Here is a 16,451-nt window from a genome sequence, read left to right on the forward strand (position 1 = left end):
TTACTCTCCCCACTGGGTCTCGACGACATCGCGTACCCAAGCAGCCAAGTCGCTTACCGAGCTGCGGGCCTGACTGTTCTCGAGCTGCCACTTGCCAGTGAGATCGATATGGGCCCAGCGATCGGTTGCATCTCCGTAGACGGGGGCCAGCTTGCTCTCGTACTCACCAAGCGCCGCCACAGACTGTTCGGTGAGGCTCTTGTCGTGGCGCGGCTGGATCGGACGCTCGAAGGCATTGGCCAGATTGAGAGGGCTTTTACGCAGGCTAACCCCGATAAACTCAGGCAGGTTGTGGGCAGCGAAGCTGTTTTGTTTGCCAGTCGGTATGGCTCGGACCATCGACTGGATCAAAGACTCAATGGCCGATGCTGTCAGCTCCTTGTCATCTTGCAGGTTCTGCAACAACTTGCTCACATCAAGCGCGGCATAGCGGTAGAAGGTAGCGGAGTTGAACTCGACCTGGCCAATCATGCCTGCACCGGTTTCGTCAGGGCCACCCACGTCATCGACAGCAGTAAAGTAGTCAAAGTCGCGCTCGACCCTGTGAGTGCTTATGGCATGGGCTACCTGACAGGCAGCATCCTGATTCACCTGAGGCAAGTCGGCCAGCATTCGGCCAAAGAGGGCAACATCCACCGCCTTGCCACCATCGAGTAGCGCCTTGGCCTGCTTGGCCAACTCAGCTGGAATGGCTGCCTTGCTCTCTTTTTTCCCCTTTTTCTCACCCGCCGCCGGAATGATAAGTGCATCCCAGTGTTCTTCTATCAGAGCGGCAAAACCGGCAATCTCGCGTTCGCCCAAAAACAGCAGATACTCGGTCTTGCCATCATCCTTGAGCTTGAGCCCTGCAGCCGCCAAGGCGGCCTCAATCTTACCGCTCGCTTCCTCCTGATCTCGATCAGCCAGTCTTTCCAGCAACAACGCCTGCAGTTTCTTGGTGCGAAGAGCACGATACTCGGTAGGGATAAGCTGCTGGTCACGGCTATAAAGACGAATGGCGCGCTTGAAACACTGACTACTGACCCGGGCACGGCGTTGGCCACCAAAGATTGCATCCTTGGGTGCTCCGGTATCATCACGGTTCAAATTGGAAGGGGCGAAGTTCTGGATCAGATGCAGTTCAACAAACAGGGTCATAGTTTCTCTCCTTGAAGATTTAGTCGTTTGAAGCGATGTGGGCTGCTACACGGTAGAAATCAGTGGCCCACCGGCGACGCAATTGATCGAGTCGATCGGGGTAGGCCGGGTTAAGCCAGTCGGTGAGATCCCAAAGCAGCCGCTGATAATCAATGGCCATACCATGGGATCTCAACAAGGTGACACAGTGGCGTAACGGCTCGGCCAAGGTCTCGCCATCACACTCAAGCAGCGCGATAAAACGCCCCTCTATGGATGGGCTTTGTTCTTGCTTGCGATAGAGAGCCCCCATCGCCTTGGCCAAGGTCGCCTCGCAATGCTCTGGATGAAGTGCAAACAGCCCCGCCACCAGGTAGTGCGACTGACGACGGGCAGAATCAGGATGCTCGTCTGCTGCGATAAAGGGCTCAACGTAGGGAAAGACGCGCGGCGCCGTGCCAGGGGCAAAGGTGAGACTGCGGCGCAGTTCGGCCAACGCCCCACGGTTGCTCTGTGCGAGTCGCTGCAGATAATCAACAAAGGGCTGATCACTCATTGAACTTCTCCTGTTTCGTTAAGGGCTGTCAGTTGCTCCCGAATGGCAAACCACAAGCGAGACTGAACCTTGGCATTGGCACGCCACACGCTGGCTCCTCCTCCCAAGCAGGTCAGTTGTGCTTCCCAAGCAGCAATAGCGGCCTCTTTCAGCACTTGCTGCCATTGCCTCTCCGCGGCATCGGGGTCTTGTTCGATAAGAGCTAGGGTTGCCATCAGGGCGCGCTCGGCGCGGGCAAAGAAGAGCGGTGTAGCGGGGCCAGCATCAAACAGGGTGCGAGCCCGGCTGCGGGTATCTTTCTGCTGACTGTCTGGCAGGGTATCCGCAATCAGCTGCACTGCGGCTCCTTTAAACGACGCAAACAGAGTCTCGGCCATCTCCAGCATCAGGCGGGCCGCTCGGGTCACCTCGGGTTGATCCAGCAGAGCCTGCGGCAACTCTAGTTGCTCGACTCGCCAACGCAGCAACTTGGCCTGATCGCTGGCAAGACCTGCTACCAACAGACGAAGATGCACTTTACCCAGCGATTCGTTTAAGCGGGTGGCATTCTCAATGATGGCTGCCGGGCGCGAGCCCCCATCGGGCAGCAGGGCAGGCAGATCACGCCAGAGTGCTCGCCCTTCACTAAAGGTGAGGCGCACGAGCCCATTGCTGCCCTCCCGAAAGTTAGCCATGGGATCAGGAGCGTGAGGATCTTCGTCCAATCCCTGCCCGGCGGCAAAGCGTAACCAGCGGATAGCACCATCCTCCTCTCGTTGAAACAGCACGGCGCGGGTCTGGCGGGTGAAGCGATCGTTGGGGCCAGTGGCAAGTAGAGGAGGCGATTTCAGATTGGTAACAGTGAGCGCGGGTCGCTCCCAGCTCGGCAAGTCTTCATGGTCAGGCGAGGCGGGATGCAGGCTCAGGATAAGGGTCTGCGTTAGGGACTCACCCAGTGGCAATGCGGCCGCCGTATTAGCCAGCGGGCCAGCCTTGTCGGCATCACGAAACACCTTGACCAGACCACCCGGTGTGCACTGTAAAAAACCGAGCAGGGTTCGAATGGCGTGAGCCGGTGAGATGGCGTCAGGCGCGGTGTCCACCGAGTGGTTAAACACCACAGGCGCATTGCCGCTGACGCAGGCCAGATCAATCTGTGCCCAGGGTTTGAACTTCTCGCAGGTCTCGCCCGCCGTGGCCAGCGCCGCCACCTGCATAAAGGGATGCACGGGGTGAAACAGCCAGAAACGATCGCGCCACTTTTCCAAGTAGGCGGTGATGGTCTCGGTGGGCAGCCCATGGCTAAACCAGTGGCGCAGGTCCCGTTGACCCCAGTTAGGCGTCTGTGCGTTCAGGGCTCTGTGGGTAATGGCAAGCAGCAGGCGATATTGGGCCATTAAGGAGGGGGGCGCCGTCTCTGCCAGGGCCACTATCTGCGGCGCCTGCTCAAAGAGGGCTAGCAGGCCCAGCTCCCTGACCTCTCCGCTTAGCATCCTGACCGGCAGCCAAGGCTCGTCGAGCAGATTAAAACGCATTGTCATTGTCACTCCTTTGGTTATTCCCTGTTCCGGTAGATAAGCCCCAACTCCCCATCGAGCCAAACCACTAGCCTGCCATCCAGTTGCGCCCTGCCGTCGCTATCGAGCAACAGCGGGTAGCTGTAGCGAAGCAGCGGGCTCTGAGCAAAGGCTTGCACGTCGGGTTGCTGCTTGATGGCCTTAACCAGGGCTTGATTGGAGAGGTTGAGCTGGCGGGCGCAGAGTTGGCAGGCCAGTTCAGTTGAAAGCGGTGCATCGAGCGCGAAGGGCTCAGCATCAGGCGTCAAGGCCACCCCCTTGTCAGAGACAAAGAGCGGGATCACGGTGACGCTGGGTTTGCCCAGCCGGGTGCAGTTAATTAAGCCTTTGTCCTCGCCCTCCCCCTCTTCGTAACCTCTGGGCTTGTTCGAATAGGCAGTACCCGGATCTGCATCGGCCCTGATAACAATATTGCGGGCCAGCTGCCGCTGGTGTTGCTCTGCAGCCAGATAAGTGGCGTAGCTGTATTCCTCGATATATTGGCGTAGCGCCTCACTCACCGAATCGGGCAACTCCCCATCGCCATAGACGGCCTGAACCAGCCGATCGATATCCTGGGGCAGTTGCAAGCTGGTTTCGCCGAGGAGCCGCACCCAGGTCATGGCGAGCAGGTAGGGATCGTAGACAAAGCGCCAACGGGTGGTCGCCAAATCGGGTAATTCACCGGGTAAGAGTCCGGCTACTGTCAACACCGGCTGACGATGAGGCTCGGGGCGGGCTGGGCGCTGATGGCGATGCAAGCGCCCCACCCGCTGCAATAGCAGATCGACCGGGGCGAGATCGCTGATTAAAAAGTCAAAATCAATGTCCAAAGATTGCTCGACAACTTGGGTTGCCACCAACAGGGCCCGGGCCGGACGCTTCCCCTCTTTTCCAAAGGTGGAGAGCACGGCAGCTTCTCGCTGTGCCCGTTCATCGGACGGGAAACGGGCATGAAAAATCTGCAGGGTGAGATCTTCCGGCGCCTTGGCCTTGAGCAGGCTATAGAGCTGCTGCGCCCGCTCGACCGTATTGACGATGATGGCGCCGCAACCGCCGTGGGTCAGGGCCTCAAGTGCTACGCAGAGCAACTCCTCGGGTGTAGTACCGCATCCGGCCAACCGGACGGGCTCCATCATTCGGCTTTCTATCTGGTCATCCCAGTCGAGGCCCCTGTCATCGGCAAGCACCAACCGCGGATAGGCAAGCTCTGGCAGCACTGCAGGGTCAACCCGCCATGCCTTGAGCAAACCATCACGACGCTTGGTTGGCAGGGTGGCACTCATCAGGATAACTGAGCAGCCCAGGCCTTTTAGCCAGCGCAGCAGCGCTTCAATCAGCCCTTCGGTATAGGTGTCGTAGGCATGAACTTCATCGAGCACCACCACTCGATTGGCCAGCCCCCAGAGCCGCACGAAGTGATGTTTGACATTCAGCACAGAGAAGAGCGCCTGATCGATGGTGCCCACTCCATAGGGAGCGATCAGCGGTCGCTTGCGACGGGAGAACCAGCGGGCGGCTTCTACTCCCTCACTCTGCTTGCCATCTTCACCCCACACGTCCTTGAGCGCTGCCATCATCTCGTGACGAGCGGCGCCACCGTGGATCAGTTGCAGATCGGGCGCCGAACCGTGTGCAAAAGCATCCATAAACTGGCGAGCACGGGCAAACAGTGCATTGCCGGTGGCCTGGGTTGGCAAGGCCAGATAGAAGCCGCGATGGCCATTCGTACGCTGCAAGTGCAGATGCGCCATAAAGGCGAGCTCTGTCTTGCCCTCCCCCATGGGGGCCTCCACCAGCAGCAAAGCGGGCCCTTGGCTCGCTTGTAACAGCTCTATACCCTGGCTCTGCAGGGCTCGTGGTATGACAGGCTTATCGGCAGCCAACATTTGGCCAAGTTGCCTATCAAGTGGGACGGGTTCTGCGAGCAAAGGTGAAAAGGAACGCCAGCCGATCGCCGTCAGCGCCTTATGAGCCAGTCTTTTGGCATGGAGGTAGTGTTGCCTGAGATCGTCGTGACGAATACCGAGGGGAAACCACTCGGGGTTAGAGCCGATCCAGTCGGAAATAGAAGTCAGCCCTGCCAGCCAATTGATGGCAGGTAGCGCCAGTTCGTCAGCGGTAATCACTCCTGATGGGGTCAGCACCTTCCAGTAGGTATCGAGCAATGCCTGCCGGGCTTGCTGCCATGCCTTATCTTCACGCAGCGGCAAGCCATCCCCAACCTCCTTTGTGGTCAACGGGTAACCGTGATGAGCTCCAACCGCCTCAGCCACATTCAGGCACCAAGGGGTCTCGGCACCTGTGTGTACCGGTAGCCATTTCTTCAAAATGGCGGTCGAGGCACAGTCATGGCGATTACTGCGCAGCGATGTACTGGCAAAGGTCAGTCCTTGAGCCTTGGCAAGTGTCTGCCCTTGCTCCCATTTTGCTTGGAATCCCGGGATGGCCTTGCCCACATCATGCAAACCAGAAAGCGTCGCCAGCCAACGGGGAGCCCCCTCAACCGACATACCAAATTGACTGGCCAGGTGTTGATGGGTAGTGGCGGGTTCAAGCTCGAGGATAGCTTCTGCTACCGCCGCGACATCTAGCATGTGAGCCAGCAAAGGGTGGCCTTGATCCTCGCCACTCTTGGCCCAGAGAACCGCAGCCTGTGGGTCTAGGTTTGAAAACAGAACAGGCTCATTTACTCCATCCATTGCGGGGTCGCCTCCGGCACTCAAGTGTGACTCTCGACTGTCATTATTCCCCTCTCACTGGCTCACCGGCTGAGCCAGTGGTGCCACTGCCTCGTGTTTTTTTAATCCGGCTTCCATGGCCGCTATCACACTCTGACGTAGTTCAAGTGGCGCAAGCACCTCAACCTCGCCACTAAAGCGCATCAGGTCGCGTACCAGTTCGCGTTGATCGGCATAGGGGAAAGTGAGACGAATATGACCGCTTGGCTCTATGGTCTGGAGCTGCTCCCGGTGCCACTGCACATCTCTGACCCAAGGGGTAGCAGATGGGTCAAAGCGCAGTTCGGCCTGTTGCAAATCAGCTCCGGCGAAGATGCCATAGCCATTTGCAAAGAGTGCATCCAGCTCTGGTGTCCCACATTCGCAGGCGGCTTCATCCAGCGCTTTGGGTTCGACTATTCGACTCAAGGCAAAGAGGCGCAAGGCCTCTCGTCCATGGCACCAGGCAAGCAGATACCAGTTGTCCCGATACCAGCAGAGACGCTGTGGCGATACTTGACGCTCTTCGGACTGATGTTGTGTGGGATGATAGAGAAAGTGGAGTTGACGCCTGGAAAACAGCGCTTGTACCAGAGGTAGGAATAGCTCTGGGGGCACGTATTGGCGCCCGATGCTTTCCACACGCAGGCGATCAGCTTCATTCTGCCACTGGGGACCCAGCAAATCTCCGATACGTGCCTGCAACTGAGCCACCCCCTGCTGCTGCAGACCCGGTTGCACATCTTGCAGCAGGCGATTGGCCATCAAGAGCGCAAAGGCTTCCGATTCGGTAAGCCAGACGCCCGGCAAGGTAAATCGACCATCATCGGTATCGTAACGATAACCACGAGCGGTCGGGTCCCAGATTATTGGCGCCTGATAACGGTCTCGCAGCAATTCCAGCAGCCGTTTGAAAGTGCTGGCTGAGCACGCAAGTCGTTCGAGTATGACGGAGCGTGGAACAGGGTAACGGAAGTCCAATAGTAACTGGTGTAAGGCAAGGGCTCGGTTAAGTTGTTCCATTCTTCTGTTAAGTTATTGGTTAATAACGACTAGGCTACCACTTAAGGAATGGAAAAACCCTATCGAGTCTCACATATACGCGACCTTTAAAGACCGAGCGTTATCTTAGTTTCTTGTATTTCGCTACTTGTTCGAGGAAGTAGCGACCCAGTTCACCTTGATGTTGGTTCGCTTCGCTTTCTGCGCTGGCCAAGTGACCGTTGCGCTCCTTCCATACCGCATATGCGGCTGCCTTCTCGACCTCGACCCGTTCTTGCTGCTCTTTCGGTAGGGCACACAGATTGTGACTCATACTGACCTCTTTGTTATTTGTTGGCGCCATGGTACGCCATCACTGGCATGCGGGACTTGCGCTGGTTCAAAGGTGGTGCGCTATAATGCCTGTATATAAATACAGGTATTTTACCATGAAGCTGTTAACCCCAGACCCATCACCCGCCGAGGTGACCATCCCGCTGTTCTTGCACCGCGCCTCTTGCGGCTTTCCCAGCCCAGCCAGCGACTATCTGGAAGGGAAGTTAGACCTCAATACCCACTGCGTGGCGCACCCTGCAGCCACCTTCTATCTGCGTGCCGAGGGGGAGAGCATGACCGGGGTCGGCATCTTTCCCGGTGACTTGCTGGTGGTCGATAAGAGCCTCACCCCGCGCCATGGTGATGTGGTGATTGCACTACTCGATGGCGGCTTCACGGTAAAGACCTTGCAGCTCAAGCCGAGGTTGCGGCTGTTGCCAGCCAATCCGGCGTTCGCGCCTATCGACCCTTGTATGAGCCTCTCCCTGGAGTTGTTCGGAGTGGTCACCCATGTGATTGGCAATCTGAGGCAGCGTGATGGCTATAGCGCTCGTTGATGTAAACAACTTCTACGCCAGCTGTGAGCGGCTGTTTCGCCCTGAGCTGCGTGGCCGCCCAATCGTGGTGCTCTCCAACAACGATGGATGCGTGGTGTCGCGCAGCCCCGAGGCCAAGGCGATGGGTATCAAGATGGCCGGGCCCTACTTCAAGATCCGCGATCAGTTCGAGGCGCATGGCGGGGTGGCATTCAGCTCCAACTACGCGCTCTATGGAGACATGTCTGGCAGGGTGATGAGCACGTTGGAGACCATGTCCCCTGAGCTTGAGGTCTACTCCATTGATGAAGCATTCCTGTCACTGTCGGAGGCGTTTGCCGGTGACCTGACAGCCTATGGACAACAGATCCGGCAGCGAGTGTGGCAGTGGACCGGCCTAACGGTAGGGGTTGGGATCGGCCCCACCAAGACCCTCGCCAAGCTGGCCAACTATGCAGCCAAGAAGTGGCCTGCCACTGGCGGCGTAGTGGACTTGCGTGACGAGCTGCGCCGTGCCCGGCTGATGGCTATCACCCCGGTGGACGAGGTGTGGGGCATAGGACGGCGCTTGGGAGCCAAGTTGGTGGCACAAGGCATCAACACCGTGGCTGACCTGGTGGCTAGCGATGCCAAAGGGTTACGCGCCCAATACGGCGTGGTGGTCGAGCGGATCGTACAGGAGCTGCGTGGCCTGCCTTGCGCAGAGCTGACAGTTGAACCGACGGCGAAGCAGCAGATCCTCTCGAGCCGTTCCTTTGGTGAGCGCGTGACTGACCGTGGAGAAATGGCCCAAGCGTTGTCAGGCTTTATGGCTCGCGCAGCCGAGAAGCTGCGGGCCGAGGGGATGTGTTGCCAGCGGGTGCACCTGTTCGTGCGAACTAGCCCCTTTGACGAACGAGCGCCTTACTACAGTGAGCAGGCTGGCGTCCGGCTGGTCTGCCCTAGCGATGACACCCGGTTGCTGCTGCAGCAAGTGAACGTGCTGCTAGCGCAGATTTGGCGCGACGGTTACCGCTATCAGAAGGGGGGCGTCATGCTGAGTGAGTTCACCCCCAAGGGGCAGCAACAGGCAGATCTGTTTGCCCCGTCCTCCGCTCAATCGGACGCGCTGATGGCAGTGATGGACCAGATCAAAGCCAAGGGATTGGGGCGAGTAGGCTTTGCCAGCCAAGGCACGGGGTCGCCTGAGTGGATGATGCGACAAGAGCACCTGAGCCCCTGCTACACCACCCGCTGGGAGGACCTGCCGGTGGCGAGGTAACCAAGGCACAAGGAACCTGCTACTTGGCTGTAGTAGGACGTTTTGGAAAAGTGCTGCGAATGTAAGCGGGGCCCGGTGACGACTTCTAACTGCGCGGCGGCGGGGTCGTCCTCCCCCCCCTCCTTTTTTCCGACCCTCTCCCCCCCCCTTTTTTTGTGTTCGCGGGCTTATTTTTTCTTTTATCGGGCCCAACCCATCGTTAACCAATTGATTATAAAGACCAATACGTTTCCTATCATAGGAAACACCCCCTCTCTCAATGATGGCTTTTATCTATTGAAATCAAGAGATTCAACGCTATTTTCGATATTACCCCACCCCACAAATAGCCCCATACAGATCCCCATAACTTAGCGAACTGCCTGACTACCCCCTAAAGGGGGTATTAAATCTTGGGGCGACCGGCTCGGATAGTCCGACCGGATTTACTTCGACCACGGAGGTCGCTATGAACACCGTCGCTACTACCGCTATGACTGCCCAAGAACTCCACGCTGCCATCGTAGATGGCAAGGTCTCCGTCACCGAGGCCAAGGCTGTGCTCCGTGCCCGTATCGCCAAGGCCGAGGCCGAAGGCCGCAAGCCACGCGCTCCGAGCGTCCAACTCCTGAAGGAGTTGGAAGACCTCAAGCCACGCGCTAAACCAACTTCGTTGGTCAACCCTGTGGAAGCCCTCAAGGCCGCCAAGGCTGCGAAGCAGGCATCGGCCAAAGCCGCTGACGCCAACGCGGATGCGTTGAGCAACGAGCAACTGCTCGACCTGCTCCGCGAACGCGCCGCGTCAGACAAGTCCTTCCTGTCCAGCGTTGGGATGCTGTTCGTCGAACTCACCCAAGCCAAGTAATCCACACCCGCAATACACCGGCCCTCACGCGACAGCGTGGGGGCTTTTTTTATGCCCAAACCAAAAGGTACGCACCATGAGCCTCTTCGCACTCAACATGATCGCACTGTCCATGATCGCCCTGACCTGCATCGTTGCCCCGTTCAACGCAGATGCTGCCGAGCTGCCACCGCAGCCCACGGCTGCATCCATGATTGGCCATCTTGAGCCAGTGCAACCGACACCTGTGGATCGTCCAGACCAACCCGAGATCACCATCGACATGGTGGCGCTCAATGAATCCATCGTGAGCGAGGCACTGGCAACCATCAAGGATGCCAAGCAATAACGCGAGAGATAACGCTCACACATCCCCCGTGAGGCAGCCCTAATGTGGCTGCCTTTTTTCGTTTCAAGGAGGAACACCATGATCGAGTTCAATGATTCATTCAGCCAAGCCGCAGTAGCCGAAGCCCTGCGAGCACACGAAAGCCTGCAAGAGATCGTCAACGTCAACCTGAAAGTGCGTGGTTGGGAGTACGACTATGACGAGACCGGCAAGCGCACCAGTCCACCGCACATCAAGCCCGTGCCAACGATGTTCAAAACCACCCTCTACGTGAACCCGAACGACATGATGGGCAACCTGCCCCGTGAGATTGGCTTTGCGTGGTGGGAGCGCCAGTGCAACGAGCATGGCTACCCCGTGGGTGAATGGAAACGCACCATCGTCGGTGCCTACTTCAACCACGGCACCAATGAGCAACCGAACTGGGGGAGCCACACATGAAAGTCAGAGTCACCGCCCGCTTCAAGGGCAAGGTTGTCGAGACCGCAGTGATGTCAATCGAGGCGCTGATAGAGCGCCTTATTGATGCCAACGAGGTGGCCAAGTGCATGGGTATCCGTGAGCAACTGGCCGACTACAACAAGACAAGCGTGGTGCGCTTTACCCAGTGCGTAAGGGGCAGGCGCTACACCATGACAGCGAGGAAAGAGTGATGAGCATCTTCGAGGGACACACATGGGGACTGGGCACCCCGAACCTGCCCAAGCTGGGGGCTCGGGCCATCCTGCATCGGGGAAACGTGGACTTCCTGGGCGACCGTGCCGGTGTCTACGGTGAGCCAAGTGAAGAGTGGCGGGCCGAGTGCGACAAGGTGTTGCCGCACTTCCTCAAGCAGCTAACCAAGATGGCCAAGGCATACCAGATATGCACCGACATGGACGAGGTATTCCGCCTCGAACACAAGGGCTGGGTGTGTGAGGCCAGCCCAAGGCGTAGCTATGGCTACCTCTACATCGACATCTACCGCCCCGCCTAACAGCGGGGTTTCTGTTTCAAGGAGAGACAACATGCGTAAGTTCTATGACATCGCCAAGCTGGGCCGCCGTGAAGTCACCGCCCTGCTGCACAAGCTGGAACACAACAGTGCCAACGATGCCGAGGGGATACTGGATTACGTGGAAAGTGGCCGTAACCCGAGAGCCAAGGCAACAGCACGACACACCTTGCGCCGCCTCAAGAAGGCCCGTAAGGCAGGCCGCATTCCCATTGAGACCAACGGGAATGGCTGCCGGATAGACCGTGGCAGTCACCACGTTGACCGCTACTACTACGATGAACGGCTCACATCTGCCGATGGCTGGCAGCAATACGACACCGACCAAGATGCGTGGTACTTCGGCGTCTGGATCAACACCAAGAAGCTGGAGACGTTCACCTATGCAGAGGGGGATACGTACCACGTTATCGCCCCGAACGTTGAGGCATTCCGTGCCGAGCTGGCCGACCTCTACAAGTCCTACCCACAAGCGCCCGCGTTTCGCTCCATCGACATCGAGACAGGGCAAATCACCCACTACTACGAAGACAAACAGGAGGTGTGACCATGGCCAAGATAACCTTTCGCGCCAAGGTGAATGACGGGTACGTGAAGATCCCCAAGCTGGGCCGTCAGCACTGCGACATGAATGCGTTCCACTATCACCCACGTTACGGGGCATACAGCAACTCAACGCTGTTCCCCCAAATGCTGGCCCGCATTGCCAGCGACCTGACCAAGGGCACCGGCCACCTTAACGTGGCCAAGCTGCCCGCCAACGTGGAAGTGGACACATCCAAGTTCCTCGCCACCGTGACCATCGAGGTGTGACATGAAGCGAGTCACCATCAACAGCGTGAATGCCAAGACCGGTGAGCCCATGACAGTCACCGGCCTGCCCGCAAGGCTGGTCGTTCAAGGCGAGCTGCTGTACTGCATCGTCAACGATGGGACGCTTACCCACTATGCCAGTGGGCGGGCAATCACCACCAACGTGAACAGCGCCAAGTACCAGCTGCTCTACCACTTCCGACACAAGCGGGTGAGCCCCAAGCAAGCGGCGCAGTATGCGTTAGACCTCGTTGTCCAACGGGTCGGGCTGGCCAAGTTCAAAGAGACCATCGCCAGCGCCCCCGTCATCAACCACTAACCATTTTCCCAGCCTCGGGAATATGGTCACTACCCCCAACGCCCCTCACATGAGGGGCTTTTTGTTTTACGGAGAAACATCATGTTCAAACCAACTGTTCACTCATACTTCTCAGGCGCGGGCCTTATGGACACCGGCCTTATCTTCGGTGGCCTGCCCATCGCCCGCTCGTTCGAGTTAGATCCGCTGGCCTGCAAGGTGCAGGCTGCCAACTTGGGCGACCACGTTGAGAACGTGGACGTGACCCAGCTGTGTGTGACTGGCCAAGGTGAGGCGGATGTCATCATCGGCACCTACCCCTGTACCAAGTACAGCAACATTGCCGACATCAAGGGCACCCGCACGGGTGACGACTTGTTCCTCCACTTCTTCCGCCACATTGCGTTGATGCGGCCCGAGGTGTACGTGGTCGAGAACGTACCTGGGATGACCAAGTTTCCGGTGGTCATGGAAGCAATGACCCAGTTGCCGGACTACTACGTGACCACGTTCAACCCAGTGCGGGCCGAGCACATGGTTCCCCAACGCCGTGACCGGCTGATCATCATGGGCAGTCGCCGCCCGTTCACATGGAACGCCCCCGACAAGGGCAAGGTGCCAAGCCTGATGTCTCTGTTAGAACGTGACCCCGAGATAGTCATCCCGCCCTCGGTCTATGCCCGCCTCAACGGGCAGTACCGTGACAAGCCAATCATCAGCGACCCCTTTAAGGGTGACATCGCACCCACCTGCCTAGCCCACTATGCCAAGGACAAGGGCACACGACTGGTGATAGACCCAGTGACCCGCAAGCCGCGTCCTTACACGGTTCGTGAGTACGCAAGGTTGATGGGGCTGCCTGACTTCTTCACCTTTGACGCACCCGACAGCGATGCCTATCGCATGATCGGCAACGGCGTTGTGTTCCACAAGGGCGTGTGGGTGGCGAATGAGATCGTGAGGTATTTTTCTCACTCCCATCGACAATCAAGACCACTCACAAGAGCTGCTTCACATCAGAACGTCTGAAAGATACCCCTTGGTTTTCTCTGACTCCTTCTCATTAACTTTCTCACGCTTCATTCGCGCAAAAAAGAGACCCTAAAGGGTCTCTTAAAATCTTGGGCTGACCAATCCGGTCGGCCCTCTTAATGGGGCCGGTTCCTTTGGGGACTGGCCCTTTTCACATCTGGAGAATGCTATGAACGCAAAAGTAGAAACCACCCTGTACGCCAACATCACCGACCTGTTCGAGATCCTCAAGGACTTCAACAAGGCCAAGGTCAGACTGACCGGTCGGGGTGCCACCAAGGATGTCATGGGGTGGAGCCGAACGGCGAGTGAGCACGTTTGCTTTGGCTCGGTGACAGGACGCACCACCGAGCAGAGCTTGCGTATGCACCTGTCGAACCTGCTGAACGAGGACATCGACCACCTCAAGCAGGAAGTGGCGCAGAAGGGCTATGACGCCGTGCTGTCCACCGTCAAGGCGAACCTCTTGGTGTTCAAGGGGCAAGCCAAGCACACCGCCCTGGGTCAGTTGGACGAGCTGCAATCCAAGAGCTTTATGGAGGCAGTGGGCGCACTTACGCAGCCGACTGAGGGGGTGAGCGAAGCGAACGCCCCGAAGGAGGCGGAGGCCAAGGGGGACGAGTGGGTATTCAACGTGCCCGCCTTGCGTGGGTTGCAGGGTGGCCGTGCTTACTACGCCGTGACCATGCCCTATCGGGTACTCGCCCGTCTGTTGCAGATCCAGACCGGCTTTGCCGCTATCGAGCGAGCCCAACGTGAAGTGAACAAGTCTCGGGTGACTGACCTTGTGGACTACATGGGCCAAGCAGGATACGCCCTGCCAGCCCTGACTGGGTGTGTCGAGGGTAAGGCCGAGTTTACCGGCGACCACATGGGCACACTCGCCATCGACATGGGAGCCAAGATCTTGCTGGCTGATGGCCAACATCGGGCGAGTGCCATCGTCAACAAGGTGGAGGCTGATGCCGCGCTTGCGGGTGAGTCAGTAATCATCCAGTTGTATACCGGCCTCACCTTGGACGAACGGCAGCAGCTGTTCTCTGACCTCAACAGCAAGGCGGTCAAGCCGAACGCCTCGATCAACAACCTCTACAACCACCGCAAGGATGGCAGCCAAGTGGCTCGGGCCGTGGCCAACGCCGTGTTCCCTGGGCTTATCGACTTCGAGCGCACCACCTGTGGTGGCCGCAGTGAGTACCTGTACCCGTTCAAGACGCTCATTGATGCCAACAACGTGCTGATGAACAAGCGTGATGGTGAAGCGTGGAGCGCCGAGGACAAGGTTGAAGCCCTCAAGATCTGGGCGTTGATCATGAAGCGGGTGCCGGTCACAACCGCAGCCGGTTCAGGGGATAACGTGGCCAAGCTGCGTGAAGGCTCGGTGCTCGGCACTGCCGTGGGCCTGATGGTGCTGGTCTGGGTAGCCAAGGTGCTGATGGAACAGGAGGGGTTGAACGGGCTCACTCACCTGCGTAAAGCCGACTGGGACAAGGGTTGGTTCGGTTGGCAGGGCAACGTGATGTTGGGGGCCAAGATGATTAAGAACGGCAGCAGTATCAAGGATGGTGCCCGCGCCGTGTTAAGCCTGCTTGATATGCCTGTTACGGGTGTGTCCGGTAATTGACGATACCCTAAGTCATTTTTGTTGCCTTTCAAACGGTCAAAGAGTTTTCAACATTGGTCGGATCATTTACGGATGTGAGGAAAGCCGCATGACAACCTCAAATGAATCAAAAAAAGAACCAGCCGCAGTCGCCTCGTTAATCATTGAAGCCAGCAAGCACGTCAACAAATCGTGGCAGGAGCTGGCTCATTTGGCGTCCAACTGGATGGTTGCCCACGGGCTGGAGACACCGATAAGCCAGCAGGATCTCGCCTCGCTGGCAGCTTGCATGATGTTCACCGGCAAGCCCAAAGCCCCAGACGCTGGCGACCGTGACTCGTTCTTCGAGTTCATCGGTGTGAAGCAGAAGCCCAAGGAGGACTTGGGCGCTGGGGTGGCGGTGGAGATAGACGGGTGCAAGGGTATGCTGCGTTACCGTCTGGCCAAGGACATGTTCGATACCACGCTACGTGTCCCGATACCCACCATTGAATGGGCTGACCAAGCCCCGCACTCCGTCCCCCAGATCAATCCCTTCTACGAAGTCACCCCCGTCTTTCACGATGTCTTGACCGCCATGGCTATGGGCTTTCGCTCATGGCTGTTCGGTCATACCGGCACCGGAAAGACGGCGGCTATCAGGGAGATCTGCGCACGGTGCAGCTTGCCGCTGGTGCGGATCAACTTCGATTCGGAAATGACCCGTGCTGACCTCGTTGGCAAGACCGAGTTGCTCAACGATGGCGGCACGACCGTGAGCCGGTTCATTGAGGGTGTGCTGCCCCGTGCTCTCCCGCACGTTGGGGTAGTGCTGCTCGATGAACTGGACTTCATCCGGCCCGACCTCGCCTACGTCATGCAGGCGGTGCTGGAGGGGGATGAACTGGTGCTGACCGGTGATAACGGTCGCCGTGTACCGGTGCATCCGCAGTGCTGGATAGTGGCCGCAGCGAATACCTGTGGCCAAGGTGATGATGTCGGCCTGTACCGAGGGGCGCGTGAGCAGTCCGCCGCATTCCTCAACCGGTTCCAGACCTTCATCGAGTTTGAATACATGGAGTGGCCCAAGGAGGCGGCCTTGCTGGAGCGTGAGACCAGCCTGCCTACCCACATCTGCGAGAAGCTGTGCCTGTATGCCAAGGAGCATCGGGAAGCGTTCGGCAGGCGTGAGGTGCTCACTCCGATCTCGTACCGTCAGTTGGTCACGATGGCCAACCGGATGATGTTCATGTCACGACATGCAGGCGTGTTGCCGCAGGACGGAGTATGGGAGGCCATGGAGTTGGTGGTCTTCAATGCCATGCCTGCACATGAGCGCGTCAAGATGACGGGCATCGCACAACGGTTAAGCATCTAAGGAGGATGTGATGGGTTAAAGCGACATTTCTAACCTGCCCGTGTGGCCGGTCATCCTTCGACTGGGGGGACGGGTACTACACCCGTTCCATTGGTAAGGCGAAACGAATGTAACCGAGCGGTAGCAACGGGGGCCAAGGCG

The 16,451-nt window shown here is 58.1% G+C and carries 19 protein-coding genes; 13 read left to right on the plus strand and 6 right to left on the minus strand.

The genetic code is table 11. The annotated features are described in order from the left end of the window. The 6 genes from cas7e to G5221_RS04955 all read right to left on the minus strand — a co-directional run bounded on the left by cas7e (position 1) and on the right by G5221_RS04955 (position 7,242). Positions 1–1,137: a type I-E CRISPR-associated protein Cas7/Cse4/CasC gene (gene cas7e, locus G5221_RS04930; protein WP_064341171.1), complete on the minus strand. Its 1,137-nt coding sequence runs from the start codon at positions 1,135–1,137 to the stop codon at positions 1–3. 19 nt (positions 1,138–1,156) lie between these two features. After that, positions 1,157–1,672 (minus strand): type I-E CRISPR-associated protein Cse2/CasB, encoded by a 516-nt coding sequence (casB, locus tag G5221_RS04935; RefSeq protein WP_064341172.1) that lies wholly within the window; start codon positions 1,670–1,672, stop codon positions 1,157–1,159. Continuing rightward, positions 1,669–3,192, minus strand: coding sequence for a type I-E CRISPR-associated protein Cse1/CasA (gene casA / locus G5221_RS04940; protein WP_236303067.1), 1,524 nt, complete (start codon positions 3,190–3,192; stop codon positions 1,669–1,671). The genes casB and casA overlap by 4 nt, the downstream gene beginning before the upstream one ends. Positions 3,193–3,206: 14 nt before the next feature. Then, on the minus strand, positions 3,207–5,909 hold the full coding sequence (cas3, locus tag G5221_RS04945) for a CRISPR-associated helicase Cas3' (RefSeq protein WP_421262919.1): 2,703 nt from the start codon (positions 5,907–5,909) through the stop codon (positions 3,207–3,209). Between the two features lie 54 nt (positions 5,910–5,963). Continuing rightward, positions 5,964–6,950: a helix-turn-helix transcriptional regulator gene (locus G5221_RS04950; protein WP_144714582.1), complete on the minus strand. Its 987-nt coding sequence runs from the start codon at positions 6,948–6,950 to the stop codon at positions 5,964–5,966. A gap of 100 nt (positions 6,951–7,050) precedes the next feature. Then, on the minus strand, positions 7,051–7,242 hold the full coding sequence (locus G5221_RS04955) for a DUF3283 family protein (protein ID WP_064341176.1): 192 nt from the start codon (positions 7,240–7,242) through the stop codon (positions 7,051–7,053). Positions 7,243–7,357: 115 nt separating this feature from the next. On the opposite strand from G5221_RS04955, the gene umuD reads away from it, so the two are divergent. From umuD to G5221_RS05020, 13 genes are all read left to right on the plus strand, one after another. Then, positions 7,358–7,801, plus strand: coding sequence for a translesion error-prone DNA polymerase V autoproteolytic subunit (gene umuD, locus G5221_RS04960; RefSeq protein WP_025327594.1), 444 nt, complete (start codon positions 7,358–7,360; stop codon positions 7,799–7,801). Continuing rightward, on the plus strand, positions 7,782–9,041 hold the full coding sequence (gene umuC / locus G5221_RS04965) for a translesion error-prone DNA polymerase V subunit UmuC (protein WP_421262920.1): 1,260 nt from the start codon (positions 7,782–7,784) through the stop codon (positions 9,039–9,041). The genes umuD and umuC overlap by 20 nt, the downstream gene beginning before the upstream one ends. Before the next feature lie 448 nt (positions 9,042–9,489). After that, on the plus strand, positions 9,490–9,885 hold the full coding sequence (locus tag G5221_RS04970; RefSeq protein ID WP_421262921.1) for a hypothetical protein: 396 nt from the start codon (positions 9,490–9,492) through the stop codon (positions 9,883–9,885). 76 nt (positions 9,886–9,961) lie between these two features. Beyond that, positions 9,962–10,213: a hypothetical protein gene (locus tag G5221_RS04975; protein WP_421262922.1), complete on the plus strand. Its 252-nt coding sequence runs from the start codon at positions 9,962–9,964 to the stop codon at positions 10,211–10,213. Positions 10,214–10,291: 78 nt separating this feature from the next. Next, positions 10,292–10,654 (plus strand): hypothetical protein, encoded by a 363-nt coding sequence (locus G5221_RS04980; protein WP_258720301.1) that lies wholly within the window; start codon positions 10,292–10,294, stop codon positions 10,652–10,654. Next, positions 10,651–10,866 (plus strand): hypothetical protein, encoded by a 216-nt coding sequence (locus G5221_RS04985; RefSeq protein WP_069554008.1) that lies wholly within the window; start codon positions 10,651–10,653, stop codon positions 10,864–10,866. The genes G5221_RS04980 and G5221_RS04985 overlap by 4 nt, the downstream gene beginning before the upstream one ends. Continuing rightward, a complete protein-coding gene (locus G5221_RS04990; RefSeq protein WP_421262923.1) occupies positions 10,866–11,189 on the plus strand; it encodes a type IV toxin-antitoxin system YeeU family antitoxin in 324 nt (107 codons plus the stop codon). Before G5221_RS04985 ends, G5221_RS04990 begins: the two co-directional genes overlap by 1 nt. 31 nt (positions 11,190–11,220) lie before the next feature. After that, positions 11,221–11,754, plus strand: a complete 534-nt coding sequence (locus G5221_RS04995) for a hypothetical protein (RefSeq protein WP_421262924.1) — start codon at positions 11,221–11,223, stop codon at positions 11,752–11,754. Positions 11,755–11,756: 2 nt separating this feature from the next. After that, positions 11,757–12,020, plus strand: coding sequence for a hypothetical protein (locus G5221_RS05000; RefSeq protein ID WP_136501382.1), 264 nt, complete (start codon positions 11,757–11,759; stop codon positions 12,018–12,020). A 1-nt stretch (position 12,021) separates the two neighbouring features. Then, complete coding sequence (locus G5221_RS05005) at positions 12,022–12,339, plus strand: hypothetical protein (RefSeq protein ID WP_421262925.1); 318 nt, start codon at positions 12,022–12,024, stop codon at positions 12,337–12,339. A gap of 81 nt (positions 12,340–12,420) precedes the next feature. After that, positions 12,421–13,347 carry a DNA cytosine methyltransferase gene (locus tag G5221_RS05010; RefSeq protein ID WP_064341942.1) on the plus strand — a complete coding sequence of 309 codons (927 nt, stop codon included), beginning with the start codon at positions 12,421–12,423 and terminating at the stop codon, positions 13,345–13,347. A gap of 172 nt (positions 13,348–13,519) precedes the next feature. Further along, positions 13,520–14,974: a DNA sulfur modification protein DndB gene (locus G5221_RS05015; protein WP_421262926.1), complete on the plus strand. Its 1,455-nt coding sequence runs from the start codon at positions 13,520–13,522 to the stop codon at positions 14,972–14,974. An 88-nt stretch (positions 14,975–15,062) separates the two neighbouring features. After that, entirely contained in the window at positions 15,063–16,310 is a 1,248-nt protein-coding gene (locus G5221_RS05020) for an AAA family ATPase (RefSeq protein ID WP_136501379.1), read from the plus strand. Positions 16,311–16,451 lie beyond the last annotated feature (141 nt).

The organism is Aeromonas sp. 602200 (genome assembly GCF_049173895.1).
GTDB lineage: Bacteria > Pseudomonadota > Gammaproteobacteria > Enterobacterales > Aeromonadaceae > Aeromonas > Aeromonas veronii_A.

What these genes read in the sequence shown, in the direction of transcription:
- cas7e (WP_064341171.1), bottom strand. Translation starts at nt 1,137, where the DNA reads ATGACCCTGTTTGTTGAACTGCATCTGATCCAGAACTTCGCCCCTTCC.
- casB (WP_064341172.1), bottom strand. Translation starts at nt 1,672, where the DNA reads ATGAGTGATCAGCCCTTTGTTGATTATCTGCAGCGACTCGCACAGAGC.
- casA (WP_236303067.1), bottom strand. Translation starts at nt 3,192, where the DNA reads ATGACAATGCGTTTTAATCTGCTCGACGAGCCTTGGCTGCCGGTCAGG.
- cas3 (WP_421262919.1), bottom strand. Translation starts at nt 5,909, where the DNA reads ATGGATGGAGTAAATGAGCCTGTTCTGTTTTCAAACCTAGACCCACAG.
- G5221_RS04950 (WP_144714582.1), bottom strand. Translation starts at nt 6,950, where the DNA reads ATGGAACAACTTAACCGAGCCCTTGCCTTACACCAGTTACTATTGGAC.
- G5221_RS04955 (WP_064341176.1), bottom strand. Translation starts at nt 7,242, where the DNA reads ATGAGTCACAATCTGTGTGCCCTACCGAAAGAGCAGCAAGAACGGGTC.
- umuD (WP_025327594.1), top strand. Translation starts at nt 7,358, where the DNA reads ATGAAGCTGTTAACCCCAGACCCATCACCCGCCGAGGTGACCATCCCG.
- umuC (WP_421262920.1), top strand. Translation starts at nt 7,782, where the DNA reads ATGGCTATAGCGCTCGTTGATGTAAACAACTTCTACGCCAGCTGTGAG.
- G5221_RS04970 (WP_421262921.1), top strand. Translation starts at nt 9,490, where the DNA reads ATGAACACCGTCGCTACTACCGCTATGACTGCCCAAGAACTCCACGCT.
- G5221_RS04975 (WP_421262922.1), top strand. Translation starts at nt 9,962, where the DNA reads ATGAGCCTCTTCGCACTCAACATGATCGCACTGTCCATGATCGCCCTG.
- G5221_RS04980 (WP_258720301.1), top strand. Translation starts at nt 10,292, where the DNA reads ATGATCGAGTTCAATGATTCATTCAGCCAAGCCGCAGTAGCCGAAGCC.
- G5221_RS04985 (WP_069554008.1), top strand. Translation starts at nt 10,651, where the DNA reads ATGAAAGTCAGAGTCACCGCCCGCTTCAAGGGCAAGGTTGTCGAGACC.
- G5221_RS04990 (WP_421262923.1), top strand. Translation starts at nt 10,866, where the DNA reads ATGAGCATCTTCGAGGGACACACATGGGGACTGGGCACCCCGAACCTG.
- G5221_RS04995 (WP_421262924.1), top strand. Translation starts at nt 11,221, where the DNA reads ATGCGTAAGTTCTATGACATCGCCAAGCTGGGCCGCCGTGAAGTCACC.
- G5221_RS05000 (WP_136501382.1), top strand. Translation starts at nt 11,757, where the DNA reads ATGGCCAAGATAACCTTTCGCGCCAAGGTGAATGACGGGTACGTGAAG.
- G5221_RS05005 (WP_421262925.1), top strand. Translation starts at nt 12,022, where the DNA reads ATGAAGCGAGTCACCATCAACAGCGTGAATGCCAAGACCGGTGAGCCC.
- G5221_RS05010 (WP_064341942.1), top strand. Translation starts at nt 12,421, where the DNA reads ATGTTCAAACCAACTGTTCACTCATACTTCTCAGGCGCGGGCCTTATG.
- G5221_RS05015 (WP_421262926.1), top strand. Translation starts at nt 13,520, where the DNA reads ATGAACGCAAAAGTAGAAACCACCCTGTACGCCAACATCACCGACCTG.
- G5221_RS05020 (WP_136501379.1), top strand. Translation starts at nt 15,063, where the DNA reads ATGACAACCTCAAATGAATCAAAAAAAGAACCAGCCGCAGTCGCCTCG.